The sequence below is a fragment of the Yoonia maritima genome (assembly GCF_002933395.1).
Classification (GTDB): Bacteria; Pseudomonadota; Alphaproteobacteria; order Rhodobacterales; family Rhodobacteraceae; genus Yoonia; species Yoonia maritima_A.
This window is the reverse complement of the sequence record NZ_PKFN01000007.1, coordinates 102,239-120,824: the sequence shown is the minus strand read 5'-3', so window position 1 is coordinate 120,824 and position 18,586 is coordinate 102,239. Positions and strand designations below refer to the sequence as shown.

The following is an 18,586-nucleotide window of genomic DNA, read 5'->3' as shown; positions in this document are numbered from 1 at the left end:
TTTACCAAGTAGAAGGATTTTAGCTAAAATCCTTCGCGCTTGCGGCAACCCACACGCCGATGTAGTTTGGGATGAAACCTAAACGACGGTGAATTCATGAAAATCGGTATTTTACAAACAGGTCACGCGCCGGACGAATTGCGCCCAAAACTTGGCGATTTCGCCGATCTGTTCGAACGCTTACTCGCAGGGCATAATTTCGAATTTCGCACCTACAATGTTGTCGACATGGATTTCCCAAAGGTGATCACAGATTGCGATGGCTGGTTGATCACCGGGTCCAAGCATGGCGCATATGAGGATCACCCGTTCATTCCCCCTCTCGAAAGCCTTATCCGCGAGATTTATGCCGCCAATATCCCGCTAGTAGGAATTTGTTTTGGCCATCAGATCATTGCGCAAGCATTGGGTGGCAAAGTCGCTAAGTTCGATGGTGGCTGGGCCGTGGGCCGCCAAACTTACGATCTGAACGGTGAACAGATCGCGCTTAATGCGTGGCATCAAGATCAGGTCATCAGCGCCCCCGCCGACGCCACGGTGATTGGCAGCAACGACTTTTGCACAAATGCCGCGTTACTTTATGGCAAACGTGCTTTTACCGTGCAGCCACATCCGGAATTCGACACCGCTGTCATTGATGGCCTCGCGACCTACCGCGGTCCGGGCAATGTCCCGGATGAGCAGCTTGCAGACGTCCGCGATAATTTGAACAAACCGGTCGATAGCGACCGTCTTGCTGCGCAGATCGCGCAGTTTTTTAAAGAAAGACAATTGGCATGAGCTGGACCGACAAAATCCCAGAGGCCGCCCGTACATATCTAGAAAACAATCGCTTAGACGAGGTCGAATGCGTTATCGCTGACCTACCCGGTATTGCCCGCGGTAAGGCCGTTCCAGCAGGAAAATGGGAAAAGCAGGCGCATTTCCATCTTCCAAACTCGATCTTCTTTCAAACGATCACCGGCGAATGGGGCGAAGCATCAGGTCCGGATGGGTTCCTAGAACCTGACATGATCCTAAAGCCTGACATGTCCACCGCAACCGCAGCGCCTTGGGCTGACGATGGCACGCTTCAAGTCATCCATGACGCGTTCGACCAGAAGGGAAAGCCAGTTCCGTTTTCCCCACGCAACGTATTGCGCCACGTCGTAGATCTGTACAAAGCCGAAGGCTGGACCCCAGTTGTCGCCCCTGAAATGGAATTCTATCTGGTTGCCCGCAACATCGACCCAGCGAAACCAATTGAGCCAATGATGGGCCGTACCGGTCGCCCTGCTGCTGGGCGTCAGGCCTATTCAATGACCGCTGTCGATGACTATGGCCCGGTGATTGATGACATCTATGAATATGCCGAAATCCAAGGTTTTGAGATCGACGGTATCGCCCAAGAAGGTGGCGCAGGTCAGCTTGAAATCAACCTGCGTCATGGCAACCCGATTAAACTGGCTGACGAAGTATTCTTTTTCAAACGTCTTATCCGCGAAGCCGCATTAAAGCATGATTGTTTTGCGACGTTCATGGCCAAACCAATCGAGGGTGAACCCGGGAGCGCAATGCATGTCCATCATTCCGTCCTTGATGAGAATGGGCGGAATATCTTTACTGGTCCGCAGGGCGGCGAAACCGACGCGTTCTTTCACTTTATCGGCGGACTACAAGAATACATGCCTAGCGCAATCGCGTTGATCGCGCCCTATGTGAACAGCTACCGTCGCTATGTTCCGGACAGCGCCGCGCCTGTTAACCTTGAATGGGGGCGCGACAACCGGACGACAGGAATTCGTATCCCAATCAGCGATCCATCCGCGCGCAGGATCGAAAACCGCCTGCCCGGTATGGACTGTAACCCTTACCTCTGCATCGCCGCATCGCTAGCTTGCGGATATTTGGGCCTGAAGAACGAAATCCGCCCTGACAAGCGCTGGCGCGGTGAAGCCTATGAATCAGAGGCTGAAATCTCTGGCTCGCTTAGTGAAGCGCTGGATCTTTTTGAGGAATGCAAAGACCTGCACGACGTCCTTGGCCCCGATTTTGCGCGGGTCTATTCCATCGTGAAACGGTTAGAGTACAAAGAGTTCCTTCAAGTCATCAGCCCATGGGAACGCGAACACTTGCTGCTGAACGTCTAAGCCTTAACAAACCGCAGCACCCCGGCGACAGTTGGCGCGTTAGGGTCATCGTTGGGATGCTGCACACCGTTGTTCACGATCACCTCGGCGAAATCAAACGGGCTGATCCCTTGAAGACATGCGGCGTTCACGCCAAATTCATTCGGGTTTGAGCGCCGTCTATGGTGTGTGTAAATCCCGCAGGTCGGGCAGAAATAATGTTCAGCTGATTTCGTGTTGAATTGATACAGCGTCATCAGGTCCTTGCCTTTCGTAAAGTTTAGGCCATCCAACGCAGCTGTCACCGCCACGGCGCCACGCATTGAGCAATATGAACAGGTACACCGTCGCGCACTTTCTAACCCGCCTTTTAGTGTGACTTTGAACTGTACTGCGCCGCAATGGCAGGCGCCGTTGTAGGTATCGCTTGATGGCATGCCGTATCCCTTTCAGTTTCGATTGCGGGTTTTCATCAGCATGCATATCAATAACCCAATAACGCAAGCTTTGGACGCACCCTATGAACCCGCTTTATCGCAATGACAAACCCGGCGAATTCCCAAACAGCTGGTATGTGGCCAGTACGGATTTACCAAGGGAACGCCCTTCACTGGATGGTGATCTGTCGGTTGATGTCTGCATTATCGGCGCGGGGTTTACAGGCCTATCTGCTGCACGCCATCTGGCTGCCAAGGGGCTTGATGTTGTTGTGCTCGATGCCCACCGTGCGGGCTTTGGCGCATCAGGACGCAACGGCGGTCAGGTTGGCAGTGGCTACAATAACGACCAAAGCACTTTGGCCAAGAAGCTGGGCGGTGACGCGGCCACCGCCCTGTGGGCATTAGCGGAAGACGCTAAACAAGACGTCCGTGATTTGTGCGAAAGTGCAATCCCAGAGGCCCGTTATCGTCCCGGTGTGGCGCATGGTTTCTATAATGCGAAAGAGGCAGACAGCTATGCTGCTGACGCCGCCTATCTCGCCGATAACTATGGCTATGACCAGATTGAGGTGCTTGGGCCTGACGCCATGCGCGACGTGGTCAAATCGCCACTATATCAAGGCGGCCTGTTAGATATGGGCGCGGGTCACATCCACCCGCTGCGCTATGTTCTTGGGCTTGCCCGTCTGGCCGAGGCCGCAGGTGCGCGTATCTTTGAACGAACCGAAGTCACTCAGATCGAGCATGGCGACCCCGTAACCCTGCACACTCCAAAAGGAACCGTCAAAGCCCGCCACGTCATTATCGCTGGCAACGGCTACCTACCCAACATCGACCGCAAGACGTCAGCAAAGGTCATGCCGATCAACAGCTTCATCTGCGCGACAGAGCCGTTGGGGGATCGCGCCGCATCCGTATTGGCCCGCGATATCGCAGTAGCAGATAGCAAATTCGTCGTGAACTATTATCGCATGTCCGAAGATAATCGGTTCTTGTTTGGCGGGCGCGAAAGCTACTCCATTGGTTTTCCCAAGGACATCAACACCGCCCTCATCCAACGTATGACGAACCTGTTTCCCCAACTGTCAGACGTGAAGGTCGACTACGTTTGGGGCGGTACATTGGGCATCACAATGACCCGCCTGCCCGCCGTTCAACGCGTTGCGCCAAATATCCTTTCTGGCGCCGGGTTCTCTGGGCATGGTGTGGCGCTATCGGGACTGGCAGGCAAGGTCATGGCCGAGGCAATCGCCGGACAAGCAAGCCGGTTTGATATGCTATCAGGGATAAAAGTCCCCAACTTTCCGGGCGGACCCACATTCCGCGCGCCGCTGCTGACCTTGGCGATGACGTGGTACGCATTACGTGATCGATTGGGGGGTTTGACTGTCATAGATTTGTAACGCGGGGTGTGTTAAGTTTTGCCGAAATATGATTTCGGAAAAGCTGAACACATGACCCAAGTTCCCAATGTTTACGACGCAGAGCCCATTCCAGAATCGGCCTTGGCCGAAGTAACCCGCATTTTGCGGTCAGGTGACTTGTTCCGCTATACATCGAACGACTCCCCTGTCGCGTTGCTTGAGGCAGAGTTCGCCACAGCGCTAGGAAGTAAATATGCGTTGGCTGTTTCATCATGCTCTGCCGCGCTGTTCCTATCGCTTAAGGCGCTTGGGCTACCTCGTGATGCAAGGGTTATGATCCCGGCGTTTACCTTTGGGGCCGTTCCGTCGGCTGTCGTGCATGCCGATTGTATTCCTGTACTTTGTGAATGTGGTGACAATTACCGCATCGACATAGATGATTTTGCCGCCAAGCTGCCAACCGTGGACGCCATTATTATCAGCCACATGCGCGGTCATACCTCTGACATGGATGCAATTATGCAGCTTTGTGATGACGCGGGCGTTCCTGTGATCGAAGATGCAGCACACTCGATTGGAACCACTTGGGGTGGACGCAAAATCGGAACCATCGGCCAGATTGGCTGCTTTAGTTTTCAGTCTTACAAACTGCTGAACGCAGGCGAAGGCGGCATTATGGTGACCGACGATGCAGACCTGATAGCACGCGCCGTAATTATGTCCGGTGCCTATGAACACAATTGGAAAAAGCATCCAGTCCTGCTGGATAGCTTTGCAAAGTGGCAAAACAAGCTGCCGCTTTATAACCAGCGCCTGAATAACTTGTCAGCTACGCTTATCCGCCCGCAATTAAATGAATTGCCACGCCGTGTCGCAGATGGACGCAGAAACCATGATCACGTCGCCGCGTTATTGAATGAATCCGCATGGCTCAGCGTGCCGAACTGTTTGCCATCCGAAGAACGGGCACCCGATTCAATTCAGTTTAATTTGGTCGATATGTCGAACCGTGACACCGCCCGCTTTGTCGATGCCGCCGCAGCCGCAGGTGTCAAAATCCAAGTATTTGGCCAAAGCGAGGATAACGCACGCGCGTTTTGGAATTGGCAGTTTATCGGACCAATCCCTGACTTACCCAAAACACGGGCGATGTTGATGAAAGCATGTGATGTGCGCCTACCAGCACGGCTGACCTTGGACGAATGTGATGTGATTGCACGAATCATCACCGATGCGGCAGCCGAAACAATGTCCCCTGCCCGCGCATACGGCTAAAGCAGGCGCAGCTGATCTTGTAGCCAAGGGTAGTTCTTTACTGCAGGCTGCACGATCATATCCGATAACAACGGCATTAGCCGTGTGGCGATGGTTGTTGGCATATCGCCAAGTATATCCTGCCGTGCGGTCAAAGATATTGTTCGCGACAATGGCGCAAATGGTAGAGGGAGAAGATCAACATCTTCGCTGAACCTTTGCGCACGCAGGCACCCCAAAGGCGTTAAAATCGTCCATCCCGACCCAGCTGCCACCATTGCCATAATCGCGTGGTAGCTATCCAATTCGAACTTGTGCGTAATTCGTAGGTTCTGCCGAGCAAGATGCGCAGCAATCACCCGGCCCATATGGTGGCGCGTTGTGTATTGGATCAACTGCATCCGGCGTAGTTGCTTGGCGACATCTCCATCTTTGATCGCGCCTTTAGGAACAGCAACGACAAAGGGTTCTTCTAACAGCGGGTGCACCTCCATCCCGGCGCTGGCCTGCCCCATATCGCCAGCGACAATCACGTCCAATGCGCGGCTATCAAGCAGGTCGAATAGCCGGTGCGATGCGCCTGTTTCCAGAAGGAATTGACAGTTCTTCAAGTCATCGCTCATCGCGGTCAAAAGACCGGGTGTCACGTCTGCATCAAAATCTTCGATCATGCCCAAACGAAATCGGGTCAGGCGACTAAAATCAGCCATAGCGAGTTCCGCTTTGGCTTGGTCTGCCTCGTTCAGGATCGTGTTGGCGCGGCGCAAAAACATCTCGCCAGCAGGCGTAAGGGTCACTGGTCGCTCACTACGATTAAGTAAAGTCGCACCAATTGCGCCTTCGAGATTTGTCAGTTGCTGGCTGACCGTCGCAGCAGAGCTACCTAAGCGCCTTGCCGCCCCAGAAATCGACGCTTCCTCCGCCGTCGCGACAAAGACCTCTACCCCCCAAAGCGTGATTTTACCTGTCGTCGCCATCTGATCCTCTCGTCCGCTGCTTGCCAAGCTAGGCGGAAATGCAGGGCGCATCAATCAGGTCATTGTAAGGTCTTTCAGACAGGCATATCGTTATTTCAGTACATCCATGAGGTTCAAAATGTCTGACGACACCCCCAACAGCTGGGAAGCCCGCGCGAGCGAGAATTCGTTTTACGGGTTCACTGATTTGCCCACAGTCAAAGAACGCGGCACCGTCGTGCTTACGCACGGCAAAGGGCCTTATGTTTACGACGTACACGGGCGCGAATATCTTGATGCGAATTCTGGTCTTTGGAATATGGTCGCTGGTTTCGACCATCCTGGCCTCATTGCCGCTGCCAAGGAACAGTATGACCGTTTCCCGGGCTATCACGCGCTGTTTGGACGTATGTCCGATCAGACAGTGATGCTGTCTGAAAAACTAGTCGAAGTTTCACCATTTCCGCGCGGCAAAGTATTTTACACGAACTCGGGTTCCGAAGCGAACGACACAATGGTCAAAATGCTGTGGTTTCTGGGCGGAGCCGAAGGCAAACCCGAACGCCGCAAGATCCTGACCCGTATTAACGGCTATCACGGAGTTACGGCAGTATCAGCCTCTATGACTGGGAAACCGTACAACAGCGTATTTGGCCTGCCCCTAGACGGGTTCATTCACCTATCCTGCCCACACTACTGGCGCTTTGGCAAAGAAGGCGAGACCGAAACGCAGTTCACGGCCCGCATGGCATCCGAGCTAGAGGAAACCATTCTGCGCGAGGGCCCAGAGACGATCGCAGGATTTTTCGCAGAACCTGTCATGGGTGCTGGCGGCGTAATCCCTCCGTCCGCCGGGTACTTCCAAGCCATCCAGCCAATTCTCAAGAAATACGGTATTCCGCTGATCGCTGATGAAGTCATCACCGGGTTTGGCCGTACGGGGAACACTTGGGGTTGCCAGACATATGATTTTGTTCCTGACGCTATCATTTCGTCAAAGAACCTAACAGCTGGGTTCTTTCCGATGGGTGCCGTGATCCTTGGGCCTGATCTGACGGATCGTCTACAAGCGGCTTCAGAGGCCATAGAAGAATTCCCGCATGGGTTTACAGCATCTGGACATCCAGTTGGTTGCGCAATCGCACTTAAGGCAATTGACGTCGTGATGAACGAAGGTTTGGAGGAAAACGTACGTACGCTAACACCGCTCTTTGAAGAAGGTATGGCGCGGCTCTCCCAGAAGAAGAATATCGGTGAATGGCGGGGTAAAGGGTTGATGGGGGCTCTTGAGGCCGTCGCCGACAAAGACACTAAGCGCCCATTTGACGGATCCCTATCTGTTAGCGAACGGATTGCGAACGCCTGTACCGATCAGGGCCTCATTTGCCGCCCGTTGGGGCAAGCTGTTGTGTTGTGCCCACCGTTCATTTTCACGCCGAACCACATGGACGAGATGTTCAGCAAACTTGAAAAAGCCCTTGATGGCGTTTTTGCAGACATCGCTTAAGCTGCGGTTAACCATCGCCACACAATACTGTGGCGATGGAAATTATGCGATATCATAGACGGGATGGACGTGACTGGCTTGCACAAATTTTTCAGTGTCGTGCAGCGATAATCGGCGGAGTGATCCGCCGCCAGATTATTGATGTTGAGCGTGAAATCGGTACAGACGCGTTAATTGCAGAAGTAAAACGGCGCGGATTTCGAATGATCCGCACCAACAATTATTACGTCATCATCTGCAACGATGGAGCAATCGAATTGATCTGCTAGCAGCGATCAAATTTTAAAAAAATTTGATCTCCCAGAAGGAATTTCTAGAAATTCCTTCGCCCTACTTCCCCATCTTTGCAAGTTTTTCCTGCAGCGCTGCAAGCTGGTCCTTTATTTCACCCAAGTCATCGCTGGATTTTTCTTGCGCGCTCGGTGTTGGCATTATGCCACCGGTCATCGCTTTAAAGAACGCGGCTTGCTGTGCCTGCATCGCCTCGAACCCTGGCATCGCAGTCATTGGGTTCGCCTTACCCATATTGTCCAGCGCTTTGGATTGGCCTTCACGTAGCATTTCAAAGCTCGCTTGCAGGAACTCAGGTACAACTGACGCAGCTTGGCTCGTGTAGCTGCGAACAAGATCGGTCAATACGTCAACGGGCAGAACGCTTTCACCGCGGCTTTCGTGCTCGGCGATAATCTGAAGAAGATATTGCCGCGTCAGATCATCCCCGGACTTCAAATCAACAATTTGAACTTCGCGCCCTTCACGAATGAACAAAGCGATATCCTCAAGCGTCACATAGTCGCTTGTTTCGGTATTGTACAAACGTCGGCTCGCGTAGCGCTTAATGAGAAGCGGTTTATTTGTGTCAGCCACAGCGATCCCTCCCAAGATATATTGCAGTGCAGAGAAGCCTATGCCGCGCCTGCGCAAAAAGAAAGCGTTTTAGATACCCTGACTTAACGGGAATGCTGTAGGCGCATAGCAAAACGCATATCAGCACAAAAAAACGGCCCGCAAATCGCGAGCCGTTTCGGGAAATCATACCATGAGGGAGGCACGGGTAGATTTCTCCGTTATTACTTTGCAGATGCTGATGCTTTTTTCGCAGCGGCCGTCACTTCTGTTGTCGCTTTCTTAGCAGCAGCAGTCATATCTTCGGAAATGTCTTTGCCCGCAGCCAGAACCAATTCCATCGTCTGTGTCTGAACTTTTTTGGCGATCTCAGCAAAAGCAGACATATGCTCGGCGGCAGATTCAGCTGTTGCAGATGCGAAATCAGTCATCGCTTTCGCATAATCAGCAGGTTCTGATTTTGCTTTTGACATTTCTTCAAGCTTTGCGATCGTATCTTGTGTCCACTTTGCGGACTGCTCTGCTGATTTACCAGCGGCGTCCAACGCAACAGTAGACATTTTTTCTGCCAACGCAGTTTGGTTCTTGAACTGCTCTTCCATCGCTTTTGTATCGACAGGGAAAGAGTCTGCCATATCTTTAAAGATCGCAGTGAAATCTTGTGTCTTAGTAGCCATTGGTATCAGCCTTTCGGGTGAAGCGTGATATTTGCCACGCTGTGAAACTCTGACACCAATATGAATGCTGCAGTGCAGCATTGCAAGTTTTTTCTGCAATGCAGCATACTTAATTTTGCAGCTGCAAAAATTAGCAACCTATTCCACTACTTAGGCGACACATATGTACCCGGCGCTGGAGCCAAAACAGGATTAAAATCACCCCCTGGTTGTCTAGCGTCGACACTTTTAACTGATTTTTCAGACAACCACGAATCCCATCGCGCCCACCAAGACCCGTCATGCTTGTCTGCCAACGCCAACCAATCCGACGCATCTAACCCCAACTCTGGATTTGTATAGTGGCCATATTTCCGTTTTGACGGCGGATTAATGATACCTGCAATATGTCCAGATTGGGAAAGAATGAACGTCTTATCCTTTGATCCCATCTTTTGAACACCAGCATAACTGCTTTTCCACGCGGCAATGTGATCAGTCTCGCAGGCGATTGCGAACAATGGGACCGATACATCTTGTATCTTTACTTTCGTGCCACAAACCTCGAAGCCATTAGTTGCGAATTCGTCGTGCTGACATAACCCCCGCAAATACTCGACGGCCATTTTCGCCGGTAGATTTGTTCCATCCCCATTCCAATACAACAAATCAAACGCAGGCGGCGCTTGCCCCATCATGTAGCTTTTGATGGCCGGACCGTAGATCAAATCATTCGATCGCAAGAATGAAAACGTACGCGACATATAGAACGAATCCAATATCCCGCTTTCGGCCACCTCTTCCGCGATGCCATTTACAAAATCATCATCAAGGAACACGCCAACTTCGCCGCGTTCCGAAAAATCGGTCAACGTCGTGAATAAGGTAGCGCTATTCACAGATGTATCCTTACGCTGCTTCATAAGCGCGAGCGTCAGCGACAACGTGGTGCCCGCAATGCAATACCCCACCGCGTTTACTTTTTTCACGTCGCAGATTTTTTTCACTTCGTTGATTGCAGTCAGAAAACCGTCTTCGATATAGTCTGTCATCGATGTGTCTTTGTAACTTGCGTCCGGGTTAACCCATGAGACGACAAACACAGTGTGCCCTTGATCAACCGCCCATTTGATCAGGCTATTCTGCGGCTTAAGGTCGAGAATGTAGAATTTGTTGATCCACGGCGGAAAAATGACCAGCGGCATTTCATGAACTGTTTCGGTCGTAGGTGCATATTGGATCAGTTCAAACAAATGGTTCCGAAACACCACGGACCCTGGCGTCGTCGCAATGTTCTGCCCCAATTGAAACGCCGATTTATCCGCCAAAGTCACGACCAGATCACCATTGTTCGCTTCGAGATCAGCGATCATGTTTTCCAGCCCGGCAATCAGGCTTTCACCCTCTGTCTCGGCGGCAAGGGCTAATGCCTCGGGGTTGGTCGCAAGAAAATTTGTTGGGCACGCCATGTCTAAAATCTGCTGACTGAAGTAGCGCAACCGCTTCTTTTCATCCGAATCAAGCGTATCTATATCCTCGACCGCCTGCTGCACCGCAGCGGAATTCATCATATATTGCTGTTTGATATAGTTGAAATACGGGTTGGTTTCCCACAGTTCATGCGAAAATCGGCGGTCCGTTGGTGTTTCATCCGTAGCAGGCGAAAGTTTGCCTTGTACCAAAAGGTGCTGCGCCTCGACGAAATGCTTTACGGATTTTCCCCAAAATTCGATCTGATGCTCGATCAGTTTGGCCGGATTTTGCATCATTTCGCCCATATAAGCGCTTGCGGCCTTTAAATAGAGCTCTTGACTTGGTCCTTGCAGAGCAGAGGGGATCTTACGTCCGTGGCTCATTGCCTTAAGGAGACGTTGCGTCAGCTCCTCAATATGGACAAGATTAGCCTCTAAAGTTGTAACATTGTGATCAGACGCCGCGTTTGTTTCTAAATCGTTAGTTGTCATATTCACGTTCCCATGCCTATGCTGCAAGTGCAGCATGATCTGCGCGCCCCTAACCGGAGATGTTCTGATGAAGTATATGATGACCTACGACCTGATGGAAAGCGCGCGAAACACAAACCAATGGCTTGGGGCGACCGCACGTGCCTTTGCATCATATCCAATGATGTCGGTTGGGGCGAACCCTGCGATGGATTGGCTTATGGCGTGGGGTGAAGTTACGGAACGCACGTTTGCACGTATGATCGTCAAGCCTGATTGGAACATTCCGCCGGTCACCTGCGAAAAAGGCAAAGACCACCCTGTCGTCATTGAAACTGTCATTGAACGCCCTTTTGGTGATTTGATCCACTTTACGATCCCTGGCCGTAAGCCAAGCAAACGTCGGGTGTTAATTGCCGCACCGATGTCGGGTCACTACGCCACTTTGCTTCGTAAAACTGTGATCAGCCTGCTGCCTGATTGTGACGTTTACATTACTGACTGGCACAATGCCCGTGACATTCCCGTCAGCGAAGGCAAGTTTGATGTCGAAGACTACACGCTATACTTGGTCGATTTCATGCGTGAACTCGGCTCTGATATTCACGTGATTGCCGTCTGTCAGCCTGTGCCTTTGGCGTTGGCTGCGACTGCCTATCTTGCCGAAGAAGACCCCAAAGCGCAGCCGCGTTCGCTGACCCTAATCGGCGGCCCGGTTGACCCAGAGGCGAACCACACCGAAGTCACCGACTTTGGTCGTTCTGTCACCATGGGTCAGCTGGAACAGACCATGATCCAGCGCGTCGGCTTCAAATACGCAGGTGTTGGTCGTACCGTTTACCCCGGACTGCTTCAGCTCGCTTCATTTATCTCGATGAATGGTGAAACGCATGCCAACGCGTTTCGCGATCAGATCATCAAGACCGCCAAGGGCGAAGCACGCGAACACGATAAGCATAACGCGTTCTATGACGAATATCTTGCCGTCATGGATATGACCGCCGAATTCTACCTATCAACCGTTGAACGGGTCTTCAAAAATCGTGACATCGCGCGCAACGATTTCAGCGTTGCAGGCCGCAAGGTTGATATTGGGAAAATCACAACAGTCGCAGTGAAAATTGTTGAGGGCGAAAAGGATGATATCTCAGCGCCCGGTCAGTGCCTTGCTGCGCTGGACCTGTTGACCAACCTGCCTGACAGCAAAAAAGCGTCGCATGTTGAACCCGGTGCAGGTCACTATGGTATCTTTGCGGGCGGAAGCTGGCGCAATAACATCCGCCCACTTGTGCTTGATTTCATCGACGCGAATTCTGACGAGCCTAAAAAGCAGAAAGCCGCAAACAAAAACGCCGCCGCCTAGCCTAGTTACGCAACATCAGCGGCGCTTTCATCCAAGTCCGAAGCGCTGCTGTTACCGCATTCGCGGCTTCGACAGTCGGAAGATACCCTGCATCCTCGATCACCTCGAGCGTCGCATAGGGAATAAGTTCAGCCATAAACTCGTGACGTTTCACTGGATAGTGGCCATCATGACGGCCGCAAATCACAAGTGCAGGCTGTGTGATCTTGCGCAAAACAGGTTGTTGGTCCTTACGGCGCTGCATCGCCCGCGCCTGTTTGACATAGGCTTCGGGCCCCAGCTGATTACCCATCATCGTGAGCAACCGCACGAGAGCAACTTTATCGATATTCGGAGACATCCATGTCGAATGAATTTCATGCTGCAGCACATCGGCCCAGCGCCCCGCCCGTGCCGCAATAATTTGTGGTTCCCGCGCAGAGGCCGCTTCGGGCGTGTCAGGCTGTGGGCTCGTGCTAATCAACGCGATACGCGTGACGCGTTCTGGCGCCCTACGCAGAACCTCCATCGCGACCATGCCGCCCATCCCCATGCCTGCTAGTGCAAATTTTGACGGCGCCCATGACAGGATTTGCGAAGCGACTTCCTCCATCCGCTCACCCTTAGTGGTCGGCGCAAACATCACAGCATGATCCGACCCGAGATCACTGATCTGCGGTTCGAAAATGCGTGCATCGCACAGCATTGGTGGGATCATCACCAGCGTCTCACATGGCATTTATGCTTAGACCTGTCTGCATACCTAACCTTTTAGGTTTTTCGTTCGCACAACTCTGACGCGGTATGCTGCCCCACGCAACCATTCGGCAGCGTTAAAGCGTCTTAAGCCAAGCCGAAATCCGCCGAGCAAGTGGTTCCGTCTGGTTAGGACTAAAGACATCACCTGCCATAACATGCCCATTCACATCGTCGCCCGGACCTGGAATTACGATGTCTTCGGTTGTCGGACCACCCCAGCGCGCGATGACTTTACGGGTCAGTTTGGGGTGCACGACAGTGTCAGCTTCGTTCATGACAAACAAAGCAGGCGTTGTGATTTGTGACAGATCGGCATGGCGCGCTGCACGCACGGCATCAGCCATCGGGTATAGCGCCTCGGTGGGGTAAGATGTCGTCCAATACGCGCTGTGCCCATCGTTAATGGGTACAAAGCTCCGTGTTTTCCCCACCACATAACGGCCCCATTTCCGCACACCCGGCATATCCAGCAGGGTCTGTGCGATCCAGCTACGCAAACCATAGTTCGGGGAAATCAAAATTGCGGCTTTGGCCTCTACCCCTTGGGCTAGGGCAAGCGTTGCCAAGGTACAGCCTGTAGAACACCCCATCAGAATGATTTCATCTCCGATGGTTTGGGCGATTTCGACTGCCTCGGCCACGTCTTGGGTCCATTCAGCAAATGTAGCGGTCGCCATCGCCGGACCATCTTGGCCATGCCCAGATAGTCGTGTGAAAAAGATATTCGCCCCAAGATCTTGGGCAACACGTTCTGGAAGCGGGCGCAATTCCGCAGGTGATGCGGAAAACCCATGGATATTCAGAATAACGACCGGAGTTTTAGTGCTTGGTTCACCGGCCCACACGATGTGCTTTTCACAACCGGGCCGCAAATTTGGAACCTTCGCCTCTGCGGCAGCCAAATCCTGTTCAAGCGTTGTGATATCCATCAAAATCACCATTTTATTCATGTTGCAGAACACCATAGCCAAGGCTTCGGCCTTGGACCAGTGGTTACCCTGCGGCGTGCAGCACCTCGGTAACCGACTGTTCAATCAGTGTCAGACAGGTATCATCAGAGAACCGATGATCTGCACCATCGACCAAGGTCAAACGCATATCCGGCCCAGTGGCGTGATCTAACAATCGCAGTGCAACGGACATGTCGACATCCTCATCGGCTGTCCCTTGTAAAAACCGCACAGGGAATGGCAGTGAAAGCGGGTCACGCAGTACCAGTCGATTACGGCCTTCTTCGATCAATCTTTTCGTAATGATATACGGTTCGCCATAATCGGATGGCAACGCGACCTGCCCTGCTTCTAATTCGGCTTTCTGCGCGTCGTTAAACCCGCCCCACATACTGTCCTCGGTGAAATCGGGGGCAGCGGCGATCGTAACCATTCCCACGATACGTTCTGGCATTGCGCGGGCAACCTGCAACGAAATCCACCCCCCCATCGACGACCCGACAAGCACGAGGTTCCCAGCAAGCAGGCCCAGCGCGGCGCAGGCGTCTTCGAACCAGTCACCTATTGTGCCGTCTGTGAATTCCCCATCGCTTTCGCCATGACCCGAATAATCGAACCGTAGAAATGCGCGACCTTCTTTGCGCGCCCAGTCTTCTAAATACACGGCCTTTGTACCGCCCATATCCGATTTAAAGCCGCCAAGGAACACGATTGCCGGGCCAGTACCATCGGTCAGATGATATGCAATTTTGCGCCCTTGTGGCGTGGTGAATGTCGGGGTGTCAGAGGTCTTTGTCATAGGGTGAAATCATCACAAGCAGCGCTATCCTGCAAGCCCCATTAGGTTACCCTATTATCACGTTACTAAAAAGTAACATATAAGCGATTCTATGGACAAGATATTCAAAGCTCTCAACGACCCTGCCCGCCGTGCGCTATTAGACAGCTTGCGCAAGCAAGACGGACAAAGCCTAAGTGATCTTGAACAGGTGCTAAGTCTGAGCCGTTTTGGCGTAATGAAACACCTGAAGTCACTTGAAGACGCAGGGCTGATCGTCACGCGCAGACAAGGGCGGTTCAAATATCACTATCTAAATGCACTCCCGTTACAGGAATTGATGGATCGCTGGGTTGCACCATTTTTGCAGCCACAGGCCCGTGCTTTGACCGCATTAAAACAGAAACTTGAGAGAGACACGAGAATGGGAAAACCCGATTTCATGATGCAGACATTTATCCGCTGCACCCAAGATGCGCTTTGGTCTGCCCTGACAGAGGCTGACCAAATGGCGGCCTATCACTTTGCCTGTAACGTGGTGCAAGGGAATGCTGCTATCGATCAACCGACCGCGTTTATCCTGCCCAATGGCGACGCAATGTTGCGACAAGTGACGACCGCATTTGATCCCAAAACCCGTATTGCGATGACGTTTGAACCGCTTTTCATGGGTCCCAATGCCCCGTCTAGCCACATGGTCTATCTGATCGAAGATCAGGGAGGTCAATGCAAACTGACCATTGAACATTACGATATCGCACCGGGCCAAGAAGGATTTGCCGAAGGCTGGGCGCGATTAGCAGCCTCTCTCAAATCATACCTCGAAACTGGCGCTGCGCTTAAAGCGGCGATGTAACAAAGGAAACGATGATGACTGATAAACCAAAATTTATGATGCAAACCTATATTAACTGCACCCAAGACGCGTTGTGGGACGCGTTGATAAATGCCGATGCTTTCCAGCACTATGATTTTCTTCAACAAACCGCGACACGCGATAACGACAAAGTCACCTATATGATGCCTGACGGTACCGTCACCCTTTATGCTTGCGACCTAGTGGTGACGCCTAAGACCAAGCTTGTCACGACCTTTGAACCAACTTGGGAACCCGATGCCCCACCATCCAAGATTACCTATGAAATCGCAGTCGAAGGCGATTTTTGCTGTCTGACCGTATTGCATGAAAACCTGAACAACGATCCGTCAGACGGCACTGCAGACGGCTGGGTACGCAGCATCGCAGGGCTTAAAACTTGGTTGGAAACCGGCAAACCCGCGCACTTTGGCGGCGCATATCTGATGGAGGGTATGTGAACCGCGTTTTTCTGGATCAGGATCATTCATGCCGTCGGGATGATCTCTGGCCGATTGAAAATGCCGCTGCGCCCGTTGATCTTTAATCTTGGCGTGCTTTGCGTTCTGGTCATGGGAATTGCTGTCTTTACAGCACCCTGAACTATTTCGGCTGTCAGGCATTGCTTGACAGCCGTTTTTATTGGCTCCATTTAGCAGCACACACATAACCCGCAACCGGGCGTTCCGTGGGCGCCAAACTGACGAGGAGCCGAACATATGGCCCAAATCTCCCTTACATTTCCTGATGGCAACAGCCGTTCCTATGACGCTGGCGTAACCGCCGCCGAAGTCGCTGCTGACATTTCGTCGTCGCTGCGCAAAAAAGCGATCTCTGCGACTGTAAACGACCAACACTGGGATCTTCAGTGGCCGATTGATGCGGACAGCAGTATCGCCATTAACACCATGAAAGACGAAGAACCCGCGCTAGAACTGGTCCGTCACGATCTGGCGCACATCATGGCGCGCGCGGTTCAAGAACTGTGGCCTGACGTTCAGGTGACCATTGGGCCGGTAATCAAGGACGGTTGGTACTACGACTTTGACCGCAAAGAACCGTTTACCCCCGAAGACCTGACTGTCATCGAAAAGAAGATGAAGGAAATCATCAACAAGCGTGATGAGGTCCGGACCGAGATTTGGGAACGTGAAAAGGCGATCGCCTACTACGAAGATCGCGGTGAACCCTATAAGGTCGAGCTGATCGAAAGCATCCCGGGTGATGAACCGCTGCGCATGTATTGGCACGGTGACTGGCAAGACCTGTGCCGCGGCCCACACCTGCAGCACACCGGCCAAGTTCCGGCGGACGGTTTCAAACTGATGTCTATCGCAGGTGCGTACTGGCGCGGTGACAGCGACCGCCCGATGCTGCAACGTATCTACGGCGCGGCCTTTACCAACAAAGAAGGCCTGAAAGCCCACCTGCATATGCTGGAAGAAGCAGCCAAACGCGACCACCGCAAGCTGGGCCGCGAGATGAACCTGTTCCACATGCAAGAAGAAGCGCCCGGTCAGGTGTTCTGGCACCCCAACGGCTGGACTGTTTACACTGAACTGCAAGACTACATGCGCCGCCAGCAACGTAAGGGCGGCTATGTAGAGGTGAACACCCCGCAAGTCGTTGATCGGAAGCTTTGGGAAGCCTCAGGCCACTGGGAAAAGTACCAAGAGAACATGTTCATCGTCGAAGTCGACGAAGAGCATGCCCGCGAAAAAGCCGTGAACGCGCTGAAGCCAATGAACTGCCCGTGCCACGTGCAGATTTTCAATCAGGGTCTTAAATCCTATCGTGACCTGCCGTTGCGTATGGCGGAATTCGGGTCTTGTGCCCGCTACGAACCGTCAGGTGCGCTGCACGGCATCATGCGTGTGCGTGGCTTTACCCAAGATGATGGGCATATCTTCTGTACAGATGATCAGATCGAAGCAGAAACAGCGCGCTTCATCGAATTCCTGTCGAAGGTTTATGCTGACCTTGGGTTCCACGATTGGACCATCAAACTATCCACCCGCCCTGAAAAGCGGATCGGTTCGGATGAAACATGGGATCACATGGAAAAGGCGCTTGGCGATGCCTGCCGTGCGGCTGGGTACGAATACGAAGTGCTTGAAGGTGAAGGCGCGTTCTACGGTCCAAAGCTAGAGTTCACCCTGACCGACGCGATTGGCCGGAACTGGCAATGTGGTACGCTACAAGTAGATGCCAACCTGCCCGAACGTCTGGACGCTAACTTTGTTGGTGAAGACGGCGCCAAACACCGCCCCGTCATGCTGCACCGCGCGACACTTGGGTCGTTCGAACGCTTTATCGGTATCTTAATCGAAGAACACGCTGGCAAGCTACCGTTCTGGCTGACCCCGCGTCAGGTGGTTGTTGCGACCATCGTTTCTGACGCCGATGATTACGCGAACGAAGTGGTCAAAGCGCTGCGCGCCGTTGGTGTCCGCGCCGAGGCCGACACCCGAAATGAGAAGATCAACTACAAGGTTCGTGAACACTCTGTCGGTAAAGTTCCGGTCATTCTGGCGCTGGGGGCGCGCGAAGTGACCGAGAAAACTGTGACTGTCCGCCGCCTTGGCGAAAACAAAACGTCTGTAACATCTCTTGATGAGATCGTTGCAGAGTTGGGAAAAAGCGCCACAGCACCCGATCTTTTGTAACATTCCAGCGCTGGAAGCTGTAACAAACCCGCCGGGCATTTCGCCCGGCGGGTTCTTTTTTGTCAAATCCCTTAGTGCGACAGGGCGCCGCAGCAACCCATACGTGTTCACACGACCTCACGGAAACGCGATGCACGCGGCTGTGAATAGAAACCCGACAA

The 18,586-nt window shown here is 52.6% G+C and carries 19 protein-coding genes; 11 read left to right on the top strand and 8 right to left on the bottom strand.

The genetic code is table 11. From position 1 onward, the window contains the following. Positions 1–96 precede the first annotated feature (96 nt). The gene (locus CYQ09_RS02075; protein WP_106743805.1) at positions 97–780 is read left to right on the top strand and encodes a type 1 glutamine amidotransferase; all 684 of its coding nucleotides are present in this window, start codon (positions 97–99) and stop codon (positions 778–780) included. After that, positions 777–2,129, top strand: a complete 1,353-nt coding sequence (locus CYQ09_RS02070) for a glutamine synthetase family protein (RefSeq protein WP_106743804.1) — start codon at positions 777–779, stop codon at positions 2,127–2,129. The genes CYQ09_RS02075 and CYQ09_RS02070 overlap by 4 nt, the downstream gene beginning before the upstream one ends. Here the strand turns inward: CYQ09_RS02070 and CYQ09_RS02065 are convergent. Then, a complete protein-coding gene (locus CYQ09_RS02065; protein WP_106743803.1) occupies positions 2,126–2,545 on the bottom strand; it encodes a GFA family protein in 420 nt (139 codons plus the stop codon). The genes CYQ09_RS02070 and CYQ09_RS02065 overlap by 4 nt on opposite strands. Positions 2,546–2,628: 83 nt before the next feature. On the opposite strand from CYQ09_RS02065, the gene CYQ09_RS02060 reads away from it, so the two are divergent. Next, positions 2,629–3,951, top strand: a complete 1,323-nt coding sequence (locus CYQ09_RS02060) for an NAD(P)/FAD-dependent oxidoreductase (RefSeq protein WP_106743802.1) — start codon at positions 2,629–2,631, stop codon at positions 3,949–3,951. Positions 3,952–4,002: 51 nt separating this feature from the next. Further along, on the top strand, positions 4,003–5,187 hold the full coding sequence (locus tag CYQ09_RS02055; RefSeq protein ID WP_106743801.1) for a DegT/DnrJ/EryC1/StrS family aminotransferase: 1,185 nt from the start codon (positions 4,003–4,005) through the stop codon (positions 5,185–5,187). Here CYQ09_RS02055 and CYQ09_RS02050 read toward each other — a convergent pair. Next, the gene (locus CYQ09_RS02050; protein ID WP_430383319.1) at positions 5,184–6,194 is read right to left on the bottom strand and encodes a LysR family transcriptional regulator; all 1,011 of its coding nucleotides are present in this window, start codon (positions 6,192–6,194) and stop codon (positions 5,184–5,186) included. The two genes, CYQ09_RS02055 and CYQ09_RS02050, sit on opposite strands and share 4 nt — an antisense overlap. A gap of 67 nt (positions 6,195–6,261) precedes the next feature. Here CYQ09_RS02050 and CYQ09_RS02045 point away from each other — a divergent pair, with 67 nt between their 5' ends. Together CYQ09_RS02045 and CYQ09_RS02040 are read left to right on the top strand one after the other, a co-directional pair. After that, positions 6,262–7,629, top strand: coding sequence for an aminotransferase (locus CYQ09_RS02045; RefSeq protein ID WP_106743799.1), 1,368 nt, complete (start codon positions 6,262–6,264; stop codon positions 7,627–7,629). A gap of 44 nt (positions 7,630–7,673) precedes the next feature. Continuing rightward, the gene (locus CYQ09_RS02040) at positions 7,674–7,898 is read left to right on the top strand and encodes an N-(5'-phosphoribosyl)anthranilate isomerase (RefSeq protein ID WP_106744530.1); all 225 of its coding nucleotides are present in this window, start codon (positions 7,674–7,676) and stop codon (positions 7,896–7,898) included. Between the two features lie 61 nt (positions 7,899–7,959). Here the strand turns inward: CYQ09_RS02040 and phaR are convergent, their stop codons facing one another. From phaR to CYQ09_RS02025, 3 genes are all read right to left on the bottom strand, one after another. Next, positions 7,960–8,496: a polyhydroxyalkanoate synthesis repressor PhaR gene (gene phaR, locus CYQ09_RS02035; protein WP_106743798.1), complete on the bottom strand. Its 537-nt coding sequence runs from the start codon at positions 8,494–8,496 to the stop codon at positions 7,960–7,962. A gap of 203 nt (positions 8,497–8,699) precedes the next feature. After that, entirely contained in the window at positions 8,700–9,152 is a 453-nt protein-coding gene (locus tag CYQ09_RS02030; protein WP_106743797.1) for a phasin family protein, read from the bottom strand. Positions 9,153–9,298: 146 nt separating this feature from the next. After that, positions 9,299–11,095: a PHA/PHB synthase family protein gene (locus CYQ09_RS02025; protein WP_106743796.1), complete on the bottom strand. Its 1,797-nt coding sequence runs from the start codon at positions 11,093–11,095 to the stop codon at positions 9,299–9,301. 67 nt (positions 11,096–11,162) lie between these two features. On the opposite strand from CYQ09_RS02025, the gene phaZ reads away from it, so the two are divergent. After that, positions 11,163–12,437 carry a polyhydroxyalkanoate depolymerase gene (gene phaZ, locus CYQ09_RS02020; RefSeq protein ID WP_106744529.1) on the top strand — a complete coding sequence of 425 codons (1,275 nt, stop codon included), beginning with the start codon at positions 11,163–11,165 and terminating at the stop codon, positions 12,435–12,437. 1 nt (position 12,438) lies between these two features. Here the strand turns inward: phaZ and CYQ09_RS02015 are convergent, their stop codons facing one another. From CYQ09_RS02015 to CYQ09_RS02005, 3 genes are all read right to left on the bottom strand, one after another. Next, the gene (locus CYQ09_RS02015) at positions 12,439–13,134 is read right to left on the bottom strand and encodes an alpha/beta fold hydrolase (RefSeq protein WP_430383328.1); all 696 of its coding nucleotides are present in this window, start codon (positions 13,132–13,134) and stop codon (positions 12,439–12,441) included. Positions 13,135–13,249: 115 nt separating this feature from the next. After that, positions 13,250–14,104 (bottom strand): alpha/beta hydrolase, encoded by an 855-nt coding sequence (locus CYQ09_RS02010; protein ID WP_162617544.1) that lies wholly within the window; start codon positions 14,102–14,104, stop codon positions 13,250–13,252. 64 nt (positions 14,105–14,168) lie between these two features. Continuing rightward, entirely contained in the window at positions 14,169–14,924 is a 756-nt protein-coding gene (locus CYQ09_RS02005; RefSeq protein ID WP_106743793.1) for an alpha/beta hydrolase, read from the bottom strand. Between the two features lie 91 nt (positions 14,925–15,015). Here CYQ09_RS02005 and CYQ09_RS02000 point away from each other — a divergent pair, with 91 nt between their 5' ends. From CYQ09_RS02000 to thrS, 4 genes are all read left to right on the top strand, one after another. Next, positions 15,016–15,759 carry an ArsR/SmtB family transcription factor gene (locus CYQ09_RS02000; RefSeq protein ID WP_106743792.1) on the top strand — a complete coding sequence of 248 codons (744 nt, stop codon included), beginning with the start codon at positions 15,016–15,018 and terminating at the stop codon, positions 15,757–15,759. Positions 15,760–15,773: 14 nt separating this feature from the next. Then, entirely contained in the window at positions 15,774–16,220 is a 447-nt protein-coding gene (locus CYQ09_RS01995; RefSeq protein ID WP_162617543.1) for an SRPBCC domain-containing protein, read from the top strand. Between the two features lie 15 nt (positions 16,221–16,235). After that, complete coding sequence (locus CYQ09_RS18615) at positions 16,236–16,361, top strand: MAPEG family protein (protein WP_430383326.1); 126 nt, start codon at positions 16,236–16,238, stop codon at positions 16,359–16,361. Positions 16,362–16,478: 117 nt separating this feature from the next. Then, a complete protein-coding gene (thrS, locus tag CYQ09_RS01985; RefSeq protein WP_106743789.1) occupies positions 16,479–18,425 on the top strand; it encodes a threonine--tRNA ligase in 1,947 nt (648 codons plus the stop codon). Positions 18,426–18,586 lie beyond the last annotated feature (161 nt).